We start from the raw sequence: 12,902 nt of genomic DNA on the forward strand, positions 1-12,902 counted from the left end.
CCATGACTGCCGTCGATAGAGATCGTCTCTACAAACTTCTGCCTTACATCTACCAATTACGCGACCACGAGCAAGGCGAACCGTTGCGCGCGCTGCTGCAGGTGATATCCGAACAGGTCGACAACGTTGAAGAAAATATTGCCCGGCTTTACGACAACTGGTTTATCGAGACCTGCGAAGACTGGGTCGTCCCTTATCTCGGTGATTTAGTCGGTTACACGCCGGTACACGAGGCCGGGGAGTCCGGCGAAATCACTACGCCGCAAGGCAGGCTGCGCAATAAAATCCTGATTCCGCGCCGCGAAGTCGCCAATACCATCCGTTACCGCCGACGCAAGGGCACACTGGCCTTGCTGGAGCAACTGGCGAACGACGTTTCCGGTTGGCCGGCGCGGGCGGTGGAGTTTTATAAACTGCTGGGCTGGACGCAGCATGTCAATCATTTAAGGCCATTTCAGGGCCGGACCGTGAATCTTCGCGATGGGAAGGTTTTAAACAAACTCGATACGCCCTTTGACGAATCGGCGCATACCGTGGATGTGCGGCGGATCAATTCCCCTCTAACGCAAGGCCGTCACAATATTCCCAGTATCGGTTTATTCGTCTGGCGTTTGAAAACTTATTCGGTCACGCAAACGCCGGCAAATCGATTGGAACATCGGCATTGTTACACCTTCAGCGTATTAGGAAACGAGGCACCGCTTTACACCCAATCGGAGCGCGAGACCGAACCAACCCAAATTGCAGGTGAACTTGATTTGCCGGTGCCTATAAGCCGACGTGCCCTGACTGAATTGACAAGGATTGATGGCGTCGAAATGCCGCGTGCTTCGTCGTCTTATTACGGCGATACCCGAAGTCTGGCGATTTGGGCGGAGGATTGGCCTGACAAAGGCTCTGTACAACCTATCCCTCGTAAACGTATTGTTCCCGCCGATTTAAGTGACTGGGAGAGCTACAAGCCGGCTAGAAATATGGTCGCCGTGGATCCTGAGCTGGGGCGAATCCTGTTTCATCCTAAACACCCTCCCAGGAAAGGCGTGAAGGTATCTTATCAGTACGCGTTCAGCGCGGATATGGGAGGAGGGGAATACCCGAGAAAGTTATCCCAACCGGCTGGAAGCAAACTGTATCGAGTTAACGCCAGTATCAAGGACAAAGAGTCTGAAGATATTTTCAATACGCTTCAAAAAGCCTTGAACAAATGGCAATCCGATTCGCCGCCGCAACATGCCGTTATTGAAATAACCGACAGCGGTTTGTACGAAGAGGCGCTGAACATCCGGTTAAAAGCGCGGCAAACGCTGCAAATCCGCGCCGCCAATAAAAAAAGGCCGGTCATTCTTATTCCCGACCGTTTCGATCAATTTACTGTGAACGGGGAAGAGGGTAGCTATCTCACGCTGGACGGACTGCTCATCGCCGGACGCGGCTTACAGATGGATGGGACAGAAACGGCGGGCTCTGGCTCTATGGCGGGAATTATAATCCGTCATTCAACCCTGGTTCCGGGCTGGTCGCTCGAACCGGACTGCGAATCCGATCAGATGGAAGAGTTGAGCATTGAGATCGCCAATGCTTATCCGTGCCTGACGATCGAGCACAGCATTATAGGCTCCATTCAGGTCAACAACGATGAAGTAAACAAGGAACCTATCCGGATTCGCATCAGCGACAGCATTCTGGATGCCGCCGGCAACGATGTCGCCGTATCCGGTTCGGGTTTTGCCCATGCCGTATTAACCATTGCCCGCAGCACCGTCTTCGGCCGTATCGATATCCATGCGATTGCCCTGGCCGAGAACAGCATTTTTATGGAAACGGTGAACGTCGCGCGCCGCCAATCGGGCTGTATGCGCTTTTGTTATGCGAGACCGGGTTCGCGCACGCCCAGGCGTTATCGCTGTCAACCGGATTTGGCGGAACAAGCCGCTGAAAGCGATTTAATTAAAACGGCTAAAGAAAACGGTCAATCGCTTCCCGGCCAAGAGGCTGTTAAAGCGGCGAAACGGTACGCGCAAGAACGGGTGCGGCCGCAATTTAGTTGTCATCGCTACGGTACCCCGGTGTATTGCCAATTATCCGATCATTGCGCCGAGGAAATAAAGCGCGGCGCGGACGATGAATCCGAAATGGGGGTGTTCCACGATCTGTTCCAACCCCAGCGTGAAGCCAATCTTCGCGCCCGCCTGGACGAATACATTCCTGCCCGGGCCGACGTCGGCATTATCCTGGCGAACTAACCATTGACTGAATAAGGAGCGTATCATGAAAGGCGATTTTTCCAGGCTGACGTTCGACGTCACCAAACATTTCAGCCGGGTCTTGATGCAGCAAGGACGGGTGCAACTGGACGCCGACTGGAATGAGCAGACGGCTATATTGCTGCATTATTTGCAGACGCTGGCCAAAGACTTGATTGGGGAGCATGGCGGGCCACGGGACAATTTGAGTTTTGAAATCACGCCCATAGACAAGGTCTCAAACGATTTTCAAATCGGCAGCGGTCATTATTATGTTGACGGCATTCTTGTTGAACAAGAAACAAATTTAATCTCCATAGAAATTGGAAACAATCATGACCAAATCAAAGTATCCGCATTAACTATTAACGAAGCAAAATTAAAAATAGGCCAATATCTTGAAGTAAGTAATGAAAACGAGACCAAGGTCGTTAAAATTACGGCTATTGTCCCGGAAAAATTATCGTTAACGGTAGACCCCAGTTTTAATACAAGCGGAGCGGCATTTGCGCGGCGCGTTGTAACTTATAGATCACAAGAAGACTATCCTTCCTCCACTTCTATTGAGCAAAATAAAACTTATCTTGTTTATCTTGATGTTTGGGAAAGGCATGTCGCTTATATTGAAGATGACAAAATTCGTGAGGTCGCGCTAGGTGGGCCGGATACTGCGACACGGGCAAAAATGGTTTGGCAGGTCAAAATAACAGATAAGCAGCCTGACGCAATAAAAGAGCTTAAAGACGTAACGCTGGATGGTAATGATTGGCGTGAATGGGTGTATGAGAAAGGGAAAAATCGATGGTCCGATTGGAAAAATCAATGGCAACCCGCCAATCGAGGTCTGCTCAAGGCGCAGGCAAAGCAAGACCGGAAAAAAGATGACGAGCCCTGTATAACGTCGCCCGAGTCCAGCTATCGCGGCGCGGAGAATCAACTTTACCGGGTTGAGATCCATCAAGGCGGAGAAGCGTGGGATGGTAAAAGCATGAAAGAGGGAAAAGCAACCTTCAAATGGTCCCGCGATAATGGCAGCGTTGTTACGGGGGTAAAACTCAGCGGAACGGAGCTCACCGTTGACAATCCCCGCGGACTATCCGAGAGAAAATGGCTGGAACTGACCAACGACAACCAGGAACTGCGCGGCTATCCGGGTTTATTGATTCAAATAAAAAGAATTGAATGCGATACCATAATGCTGGATATTACCGGTGCTATTAATCCGCCTGATGATGTGCCTCAGGGAGAAGTTTGGCCGACAAAAGCGCGATTATGGGAAAGCGACCAGATAACCATCTTGGAAAGTAACGGTAACACGGATAAAGATTGGCATAAGCTGGAATACGGCGTCCAAATCCAATTTCAACCTTCAAACCCTATAAACCACTACCGTACCGGCGATTACTGGCTCATTCCCGCCCGCGTTGCCACCGGCGACGTGGAATGGTCGGGCGAAGAAGGGAAGCCGGAAGCCTTGCCGCCGCACGGCATTGAACACCATTATGCGCCGCTTGCTATTATTAAAATTACCGCTACTGAAGTCACAAAAGAGGCAGAGCTTCGCAAGGAATTTGAGCCATCAGCGAAAGACATACCATAAAAAAACGACTTTCACATCCGCCAATGCGCTATTTGAAAAGCCGGTTTCCGAAGATTAAAAACAAGCGAGGATAACGATCATGAAAAAATTGACAGTTACCGCAGACGCCCTCAATCTTCGTTCTAAACCCAGTTTGCAAGGCGAAGTGATTGACGTCCTGAACAAAGGCGACGTGGTGGAATGGCTGGATTCATCCGGTGATGATTACTGGCGGAAAATTAAATTCGGCGCCAACACCGGCTGGGCATCGCACAAATACCTTACACCTGAAAGCGTTGATCTTCCCGATGAAATCAGATCGGAACCACCCTCGCCGTTTCCGTGGTTTGCCATCGCCCTGGGCGAAATAGGCGTCAAGGAAGTGTCGGGCAACGGCGACAACCCCCGGATCGTTGAATATCACAGATCGACCACCCTTCCTGCGCCTGATCGCTCCAACGATGAAACGGCCTGGTGTTCGTCATTTGCAAACTGGTGCGTCGAAAAATCCGGTCATGCCGGGACCGATTCGGCCTGGGCGCGTTCCTGGCTGAATTGGGGCCGAAGCACAGCCACTCCCGTGGTCGGGTGTATTGTCGTTTTTCGGCGCAACGTGAATTTCGGGCACGTCGGTTTTTTCATTTCAAAGACTGAAAGTACCATTAAAATTCTTGGCGGGAACATGAGCGATTCAGTCCGGATAGACGATTACCCGGTAAGAGATTTTCTGGGCTACCGGGTGCCGAGGTAAGTTGTGTTTTAAAGCCTGCCCGGCTTTTAGCTTGACCGGCCATCATGAATAAAGTCTGTATTTTGCCGGCAATTTTTCTGTTGGCCGGCACCTTTTGTCTGGCTGATCAACCGGCCTCCGTGCAAGTCATGGTTGGCAGCGATGATAATCTGGACGCATGTTCGGCCCTTGGCATGGTCTCCGGTCTTAAGTCCGGGCGGAATAGCTTTCTCGCGGTCAGGGCCGGCCCCGATAAACGATTTGCCATGATCGATAGGCTAAAAGCAGGCCAAAGAGTCTCTATTTGCCGTTCTTCCGAAAACGGAAAGTGGTACGGGGTTGTTTATTCTCGTAAGAGTGCCGAAGACTGCGGTGTCACCAGCCCGATTAACCCGGCCAGGCCGTACAACGGAAAATGCAGATCCGGCTGGGTAAATGCCCATTGGATCAAGTTACTCGCCGGATAGCGCATCGTCAGCTCAGGATTTTTCAGGCTTGCATGCCGAGGGGGGCACAATCTGTTCAGTCGGGCGTCTGGGATAATAATTATATGAACCGATGAGTTTTTGTTCTTTCTGTCCTCCCTCATAGGTTTGCACCTTGTGTGGTGAGCGAGTAAAGTGACGCCGGAGCCTCCGGCAGATTAAAATATATCTCAATAACCCCTGAAAATTTCCCATCCTCATCCGTTTTATTTAATGAAAACCCTATTGATTACCGGCAGCAATTCGGATATCGGCATGGCGGTTGCCCGCGCTCTGGCGGGCCGGAACTGCCGGCTCGGACTGCATTATTTCTCTCACCGCGAAAAACTCGAGCCGCTGACCGCCTGGCTGGACGGGCAGGGGAGAGAGTACCGTCTGTTTCAAGCCGATCTGACGGTGCCGGACAAGGCCAAAGCTTTAATCGGCGAGATCGTGACTGAATTCGGCCGTCTTGACGTGCTGGTCAATGGCGTCGGACCTTTCGTGTACAAGTCCGTTCTGGAGGTAACGCCCGACGAGTGGCTGGCCGACATCGATCTGAATTTGCACACCTGTTTTCATACCAGCCATTACGCTCTCGATGAGCTTAGGAAAAACCGCGGACAGATCATCAATTTTGCTTTTTCCGGCGTTGACAACAACAAGGCCTGGCCGATGTCGGCCGGCTACTGTGCCGCCAAAACCGGCGTGGTCGCTTTGACCAAGAGCCTTGCGGTCGCCCTGGCTCCGGACGGGGTCCGAGTCAACGCCATTTGCCCGGGATTGGTCGAGGAAGGCCATATCAGCCAGGAGGAAAGGCGGCACATGGCCGGTCAAATTCCTTTCGGACGGCCGGTCATGCCCGACGAAATCGGCAAAACGGCCGCCTGGCTGGTTTATGAAAGCCCGGAGGCGATGACGGGATCCTTGCTGGCGGTATCGGGCGGATGGGAATATTGATGGCGGGCGGTTTTTTTGAGTATGGCTGGGAAAAAAGGAAGACTATGTCCGAATACGCTGAATCTTCGATAGAGAATGAAGAAATGGTTCCGTTTGACCGGAAGAGTGTTTTTTTGGAGGTTTCGATCGGTGCGCAAACGCTTTCCCTAATTAATCAGGGAGAAGTGCTGAAGAGTTATCCGGTCTCTACGGCTAAAAACGGACCCGGCGAGCAGAGAGGCAGCGAATGCACGCCCAGAGGCTGGCATGTCGTCCGGGCAAAAATAGGCGAAGGGCAACCTTTGTACAGCGTGTTTATCGGCCGGCGGCCTACCGGAGAAGTGTACAGCCCCGAGTTGGGTCTTTCATATCCGCAGCGGGACTGGATTTTGACCCGGATCCTCTGGCTGGGCGGACTGGAGTCCGGCAAAAACCGTTACGGTCCGGTCGACAGTGCCTGGCGCTATATTTACATTCACGGATGCCCGGACGAGAGCATGCGTGGCCGGCCCGAATCGCACGGCTGCATCCGGATGCACAATGCCGACGTGCTGGACTTGTTCGAACGCGTGACGGCGGGAGTCAGGGTATTTATTCATGAATGATCCGGGATCTCTCCCTTGTTGCCGGGGCAGAGTTTTGCCTTGGCATTCCGTCATCATTAGCCCTTCTCCGTCTCCAACGAGGCATGAATGATGCGCATCGTTCTGGGTCTCGAGTACGACGGCAGTGCCTTTTGCGGATGGCAATGGCAGTCCGGCCTGCGCAGCATTCAATCGGTGCTGGAGCAGGCTTTATCGAAAATTGCCGATCATCCGGTCACGGTCGTTTGCGCCGGCAGAACCGACGCCGGCGTTCATGCCTTCGAGCAGGTAGTGCATTTCGATACCGAAGCGAAACGGGAACTCCATGCCTGGGTGCTGGGCGGTAACAGCCATCTGCCGGACGACGTCCGGATTCTCTGGGCGAAACCGGCGCAGGGCGATTTCCATGCACGGTACAGTGCGATTGCCCGGTATTACCGCTACATCATACACAATCGTGCCGTCCGGTCGGCCTTGTTGCCGAGGCAAGCGACCTGGTGTTATCCGCCTCTGGCGGCGGAAAAGATGCACGAGGCCGCGCAGTCTTTGCTCGGACACCACGATTTTTCCTCGTTCCGGGCTCAGGGTTGCCAGTCCAAAAGCCCGTTCCGTCTGGTTCATTTTATCGATGTGTTCCGGGAGGGCGACCGGGTCGTCGTCGATATCGCCGCAAATGCGTTTTTGCATCATATGGTCAGAAACATCGCCGGCGTCTTGATGGAGATCGGCACGGGCAAGCAGCCGGTAGGCTGGACCCGGGAACTGCTGGAAGTGAAAAGCCGGAAGCTGGGCGGCGTCACGGCGCCTCCCGACGGTTTGTATCTTGCGGGAGTGTATTATCCGGAGCGCTACGGCTTGGTCAATCATCCTGTTTTCGGCAAACTGCCCGCCGATGCCAGGCGCCATGAGCCGTAAAAGCGGCCATGACGTTTGAAGTATTGGAGCGCCCGGCTACGGGCAGCGCACGGGGAAGATGTTCGGTTGCGTTTTAAAAGCCTGAAGACTCAAATCGAACCCCGCAGGTAGCAAATCCAGATCGAGCCATTGTTCCCGGCCGAATCGTACCTGCAAGGGGTTCGAAAGAATAAAGGAGCGCTCGCTCCTTTATGTTTATTTAGGGATAGACCACTTTGGGTTCAAAGCTGGCGGCCGGATATTTGGGATCGAACTCGCTTTGTTTGGCTTTTGCCTGTTGCTGGCCCGGGCATCCGCTCGAACCGGCTGCGGGTGCGCTGGAGGCTGCCGCGGCCGCTTCCTGGTCGATGAAGACGACTTTGGGTTGGAAGTCGGAGGCGGGGTATTGGCTGTCGCTGGCGGCGGAGGCAGTGAATGAACCTAATGAAATCGCAACGGAAGTCAATCCCAAGATAACAGTTTTTTTCATATGATGATCCTCGAGTCATTATAATAAGCCGGGCTTTATTCTGAGGTTCCAAAAGAAAGCCTAATCGTCTTAGTATCCGGCAATTTGAGCGAATTGGCAACCCCGAATTTTCCCTTCTCGAATGAGCGGTGCTTACACAAGCTGCCGGATCAGCGGGTGATTTTGAATCAGATGCCGACGGAATGTTTCGACGGTATTTTCGTCGCTTCGCTCGTCTCTGGGGATTGGCACCCGGATTTCGCTGACGACCGTCATGGGCGCAGCGGACAGGAAAATGAGACGGTCGGCCAGAGCAATCGCTTCGCGCAGATCGTGGGTGACGAAAAGCACCGTATGCGGACGTTGCTGCCAGAGTTTCACCAACAGTTCACGGACCTGCCTGGCCGTCGGGGTGTCCAGCGATACGAACGGTTCGTCCATCAACAACAATTCGGGATCGATGGCAAAGGCGCGGATGATGGCCGCCCTTCGGCTCATGCCCAGGGACAAACGCTCGGGGTAGACGTGCTGCGAACGGGAAAGCTGCATGGCTTCCAGCAGGGAATCGATGACTCGGGGAGATGGCTCTCCGGTCGTCGCCAGTTCAATATTTTCCCGAACCGTACGCCACGGCAGCAGCCTCGGATTTTGAAAAACATAGCCGATTTTGGGTTGAACGTGCTGGTCGGCGAGGGTGATGTCGCCTTCGTAATCCAGGTCCAGACCGGCAACGATGTTCAGCAGCGTGGTTTTGCCGCAGCCGGAAGGTCCGACCAGACAGACAAATTCTCCGGATTCGAGTGAAAAATCCAGATCGGCGATGGCCCGATGCGGTCCGGCTTTGTCGACGGCCGGAAAGGTTTTATCGGTTATGCGGATGTGGATTCGGGTCACCGGCGCCATCTCTGGGATTTTTTGTCGAGAGGCTTCAATACGCTGACTTCGATCAGTTGAATCACGGCCACGAAGGCGACGGTATAGGCCAGAATGCTTGCCACGTCGAACAGTTGAAAAAACAGATGCAACTGGAAGCCGACGCCGTTGTTCCGGCCCAGGAGTTCCACCACTAAAATGATTTTCCAGATCAACGCCAAGCCCGAGCGAGTCGCGCTCATCAGGTACGGATGCAATTGCGGCAGAATGACGTGCACCAGCGTTTTGCGCCGGCTAAACCGGTAGCAGCGGGCCATGTCCAGCAGATCCTGGTCCAGGGCGCGCACGCCTTCCCTGATGGTGACGACGGCATTGGGCAGTTTGTTGACGACTACCGCCAATATCGCGGCCGATTCGGTCAGCCCGAACCAGACGTAGCAGAGAATGATGGTGACGAGAGCGGGAATGTTCAGAAAAATGACCAGCCAGTTGTCGAAAAAAGCGTCCAGTTTCTTGTTCCGGCCGAGGGCGATGCCGATGGCGCAGCCGAGCAGCATCGCTACCGTAAAACTGATCGCGAGTCTGAACAGGGTGGTGCCCAGGTGATAGGTTAATTGCCCGGAGGCGAGTTCCAGCCAGAACACGCCCGCCACGATCGCCGGCGACGGCAGGAGAGCGCTGTTTAAAGCCATGGCAAGGCCTTGCCAAAGTGCAAAAAAACTCAGCAGGGACAGGACGGGAAAATAGCTCTTCAGTCTGGCCAAAATCAACTGTTATTCTTCGATCGACCAGAAGGTGCCGGGTTGCAGATGCTCGGATTGTCCTGTCAGCTTGTTGCCGCTGAGCGTGCGCAGCAGGGCGTGGATGCGTTCGGCCGCCTGCTGTTCCTGCTTGCCCCAGCGTACGATCCGCCCTTCGCAATAACGCTGCCTTAGTCTGGCTTGCGTGGCCGGACCGTCCACCTTGGTCATCGGGATGATTTTACGCCAGGCGGCATCGCTGTCGCATAAGCTATTTTTGGCTTTTTGGCTTGCCTTGAAAAAATCGTTGACCGCTTTTTTGTGTTGCAGCGCCCAATTTCGATTAAACACATAGCCGAGGCTGGGGACCTCCTCTTTAATGCCCAATGCTTTCAACAAGTCCTTGCCGTCAATAATTTGCCGGTAACCGAGCGTTTCCAGCCGGACGGCGAAATGCCAGTAATTCAGCGCGGCGTCGATACGGTTTTGTTTGAGCTGCTCGTTGATCAGTGGCGGCGCGCCGAACACCTGTTCGGTCGCAGCTTTCAGATCGAACTGTTCCTTTTGCGCCAGGGCCTGCAATAACAGCCAGTTTTTGTCCAGCTCGCCGCCGGCGATGCCCAGCCGTTTGCCCTTGAGATCCTTGAGGGTGCGGATGGGGCTGGTATCCTTGACCATCAGCGCGCCCGATGTGGTCGAATACGGGTAGAAGGTGAAATCGGCGCCGCTCGAGCGAAGCTTCGAAACCCAGATCCAGTCGGAGACGATCATGTCGACAGCGTCCGATTGCAAGGCAATCTTGCCGGCTTCGGCATTTGCCAGGCGTTGTACGGACAATTGAAAATCGGCTGAAGCGGTATCGGGATCGTCCTGAAGCGCGGCCAGCTCCCAGTCGAAGGTACCCGAGGCCTGGACCCCGATGCGGAGGGTGATTTTATCAGCGGCCGCATGGTCGAACACGAACAGCAACCCTAAAGCGATATAGAAAAAAATAGTTTTCATGTCCTCTATCGTGACGGAAGCAATGGATTCTGTCTATTTTAACGTTATGCAAAGATTCCTGCGAGAGGGTCGAAATGGCTGATCAGGTTGAAATTCACCGATGTGCCCGGTCAGACAGGAATGCAGGATTGCCATGGGATCCTTTAAAGACTCGGCAGCTTCGAAATTGTTCGATTCCTGCTTCCGCCGGATGACGGCAACGCTCGGCTTTTCCAGGGAGCGTCCCGCTCGGCTGCCGGAAGTCGATATCTGAATCGGTACCCGGCAAAGGAAAGAACTTCGTATTTCTATGCCGAGCCGGATCCCGACGCTAAAGATTCTTTGTGTTCTGTGGAAAGAAGGTGTCATCAGGTTAGACAGGCGTTCCGGCCGCCGGGAGCCGGTTTTCCGAAAGCGCTAAGGCCGCGATTTCAGCTTCAGCGTTCGCTTTCTCTTTGTCCAGGTTGCAAATGAACGGAACTTCGGTAAACCGGGATCCTAATAATTCCGTTGCACCGAAAATTTGGCCAACAAGATCAAAGCTTCCTTGTATTCGGAATCGGGCAGGTGCTTGATGGCATTGATGGCGGTTTCGGCTTCCTGGTCGGCGCGCTGTTCGGTGTAGGCGATCGCCTGGGTGCGCTGCACGACGCCGTAGACTTCATGGAAGGCGTCGCGATTGCCGTTTTTGATGGCGTTGATGATGATTTCGGCTTCTTTTTCGGTGCCGTTCTGAATGGCGTAGATTAACGGCAGGGTGGGCTTGCCTTCGGCCAGATCGTCGCCCAGGTTTTTCCCCAAGTCTTCTTTATTGGCTTTATAGTCGAGTGCGTCGTCGATGAGCTGGAAGGCGATTCCCAGATGCTGGCCGTACCGGGCCAGACTTTCTTCGGTTTCGGCATCGGCATTGCAGATGACCGCGCTTAACCGCGTCGCGGCGCTGAATAGTATGGCGGTTTTTCGGGCAATCACCTGGAGATATTTTTCTTCCGTGGTTTCCGGGTTGTTGCAGTTCAAAAGCTGCAGAACTTCTCCTTCGGCAATGGCGGTGGTTGTTTTTGAAAGAATTTCCATGACGCGCAAATTGCCGGTGCGGACCATCATCTCGAACGCTCTGGAATAGAGATAGTCGCCGACGAGTACGCTCGCGGCATTGCCCCAGACCGCATTGGCCGAGTCCTTGCCGCGGCGAAGGTCCGATTCGTCCACCACGTCGTCGTGCAGAAGCGTTGCCGTATGAATAAATTCGATGACCGCCGCCAAAATCAGATGTTTGTCGTCGACTCCGGTCAGGGCTTTGGCCGCCAGCAACAACAGCATCGGACGCAGTCGTTTGCCGCCGTTGCCGACGATATAATGTCCCATTTGATTGATGAGCACGACATCGGAACTGAGTTCATCGATAATGAGCTGATCGACTGCCTTGGTTTCAGTTTTCGTTAAGTGCTTGATTGAATTAAAATCAATGGGCGCCGGGGAACTGAAGGCTTGGTGAGAGTGCAATGCCATGCTGTCTACTTAAGTATGGAAATTTTATTATTTTTCATAAGCTTGTTAACTATAAAACACTAAGCGGTTAAGCTGTTCTTAATGCGATAGTAAATCGCCCATGCTATTGAAAAAAGTATATTGATGTCAATAGCTTTTTTGTGATATTTTATTACGATCTTGGTAGCGCCGTGCAAACCCCGATTTGACACGGTATGGTTTTAAAAATAAAATTCTCTGTTCACTTTTAACAGATTAATGCTTGATGGAGCTTGCTCAGATGTATGCGGTAATTCAAACGGGTGGTAAACAATATAGGGTAGCCGAAGGGACTACCTTAAAAATAGAAAAACTGGAGCTGGGTACAGGCGACAGCATTGAATTTGATAAAGTGTTGATGATTCAATCCGGTGACGGAGTCAAAGTAGGTCTGCCTTACATCGAGGGCGGCAAGGTGACTGCGACGGTCAAGTCTCAAGGCCGGCACAAAAAGGTCAAGATCATCAAATTTAGAAGACGCAAGCACCATATGAAACAGATGGGGCACCGTCAATACTATACGGAAGTCCAGATTACTGGCATTTCCGCTTAATCGCTTAATTAGAGGGGATTCATTGTGGCTCATAAAAAAGCTGGCGGCAGTACACGCAACGGCCGCGACTCGAATGCGAAAAGGTTGGGCGTCAAGCGTTTCGGTGGTCAGTTGGTAACGGCTGGAAACATCATTGTCCGTCAACGCGGCACTCGTTTTCACGCAGGCGATAACGTCGGTTGCGGAAAAGACCATACCTTGTTTGCAACGGCTGACGGCAAGGTGGTTTTTGAAGTCAAGGGCAATAAAGGGCGTAAATTCGTCAGTGTTGTCGCTGCTTAAAACCTGCCGCCGCCCTCTATAATACCGGCGCGGCGGTAAAGTTT

Annotated in this window: 14 protein-coding genes; 9 read left to right on the forward strand and 5 right to left on the reverse strand. The window is 53.0% G+C overall.

Annotated features, from left to right (window positions below; all coding sequences use genetic code 11):
* The first annotated feature begins 2 nt into the window (after nucleotides 1–2).
* From A3OW_RS0122090 to truA, 7 genes are all read left to right on the forward strand, one after another.
* Entirely contained in the window at nucleotides 3–2,243 is a 2,241-nt protein-coding gene (locus A3OW_RS0122090; RefSeq protein ID WP_020565638.1) for a hypothetical protein, read from the forward strand.
* A gap of 25 nt (nucleotides 2,244–2,268) precedes the next feature.
* Entirely contained in the window at nucleotides 2,269–3,843 is a 1,575-nt protein-coding gene (locus tag A3OW_RS0122095) for a DUF6519 domain-containing protein (RefSeq protein ID WP_020565639.1), read from the forward strand.
* Between the two features lie 79 nt (nucleotides 3,844–3,922).
* A complete protein-coding gene (locus A3OW_RS0122100; protein ID WP_020565640.1) occupies nucleotides 3,923–4,573 on the forward strand; it encodes an SH3 domain-containing C40 family peptidase in 651 nt (216 codons plus the stop codon).
* A 44-nt stretch (nucleotides 4,574–4,617) separates the two neighbouring features.
* Nucleotides 4,618–5,019, forward strand: a complete 402-nt coding sequence (locus A3OW_RS0122105) for an SH3 domain-containing protein (protein WP_020565641.1) — start codon at nucleotides 4,618–4,620, stop codon at nucleotides 5,017–5,019.
* Between the two features lie 231 nt (nucleotides 5,020–5,250).
* Complete coding sequence (locus A3OW_RS0122110) at nucleotides 5,251–5,976, forward strand: SDR family NAD(P)-dependent oxidoreductase (protein ID WP_020565642.1); 726 nt, start codon at nucleotides 5,251–5,253, stop codon at nucleotides 5,974–5,976.
* 83 nt (nucleotides 5,977–6,059) lie between these two features.
* Nucleotides 6,060–6,560 carry a L,D-transpeptidase gene (locus A3OW_RS0122115; RefSeq protein WP_026223841.1) on the forward strand — a complete coding sequence of 167 codons (501 nt, stop codon included), beginning with the start codon at nucleotides 6,060–6,062 and terminating at the stop codon, nucleotides 6,558–6,560.
* Nucleotides 6,561–6,650: 90 nt separating this feature from the next.
* Complete coding sequence (gene truA, locus A3OW_RS0122120; protein WP_020565644.1) at nucleotides 6,651–7,454, forward strand: tRNA pseudouridine(38-40) synthase TruA; 804 nt, start codon at nucleotides 6,651–6,653, stop codon at nucleotides 7,452–7,454.
* Between the two features lie 199 nt (nucleotides 7,455–7,653).
* Here the strand turns inward: truA and A3OW_RS0122125 are convergent, their stop codons facing one another.
* The 5 genes from A3OW_RS0122125 to ispB form a co-directional block, all read right to left on the reverse strand.
* On the reverse strand, nucleotides 7,654–7,923 hold the full coding sequence (locus A3OW_RS0122125) for a hypothetical protein (protein ID WP_020565645.1): 270 nt from the start codon (nucleotides 7,921–7,923) through the stop codon (nucleotides 7,654–7,656).
* Between the two features lie 132 nt (nucleotides 7,924–8,055).
* Nucleotides 8,056–8,796, reverse strand: coding sequence for an ABC transporter ATP-binding protein (locus tag A3OW_RS0122130; RefSeq protein WP_026223843.1), 741 nt, complete (start codon nucleotides 8,794–8,796; stop codon nucleotides 8,056–8,058).
* The gene (locus A3OW_RS0122135; protein WP_085984356.1) at nucleotides 8,793–9,467 is read right to left on the reverse strand and encodes an ABC transporter permease; all 675 of its coding nucleotides are present in this window, start codon (nucleotides 9,465–9,467) and stop codon (nucleotides 8,793–8,795) included. Before A3OW_RS0122135 ends, A3OW_RS0122130 begins: the two co-directional genes overlap by 4 nt.
* Nucleotides 9,468–9,548: 81 nt before the next feature.
* Complete coding sequence (locus tag A3OW_RS0122140) at nucleotides 9,549–10,517, reverse strand: ABC transporter substrate-binding protein (protein WP_020565648.1); 969 nt, start codon at nucleotides 10,515–10,517, stop codon at nucleotides 9,549–9,551.
* A 477-nt stretch (nucleotides 10,518–10,994) separates the two neighbouring features.
* The gene (gene ispB, locus A3OW_RS0122150) at nucleotides 10,995–12,005 is read right to left on the reverse strand and encodes an octaprenyl diphosphate synthase (protein WP_020565650.1); all 1,011 of its coding nucleotides are present in this window, start codon (nucleotides 12,003–12,005) and stop codon (nucleotides 10,995–10,997) included.
* 259 nt (nucleotides 12,006–12,264) lie between these two features.
* Between ispB and rplU the strand changes: the two genes are divergently transcribed.
* The gene (rplU, locus tag A3OW_RS0122155) at nucleotides 12,265–12,576 is read left to right on the forward strand and encodes a 50S ribosomal protein L21 (protein ID WP_026223844.1); all 312 of its coding nucleotides are present in this window, start codon (nucleotides 12,265–12,267) and stop codon (nucleotides 12,574–12,576) included.
* Between the two features lie 24 nt (nucleotides 12,577–12,600).
* Complete coding sequence (gene rpmA / locus A3OW_RS0122160) at nucleotides 12,601–12,858, forward strand: 50S ribosomal protein L27 (protein WP_020565652.1); 258 nt, start codon at nucleotides 12,601–12,603, stop codon at nucleotides 12,856–12,858.
* Nucleotides 12,859–12,902: the final 44 nt, after the last annotated feature.

It is taken from the genome of Methylosarcina fibrata AML-C10, from assembly GCF_000372865.1.
Classification (GTDB): Bacteria; Pseudomonadota; Gammaproteobacteria; order Methylococcales; family Methylomonadaceae; genus Methylosarcina; species Methylosarcina fibrata.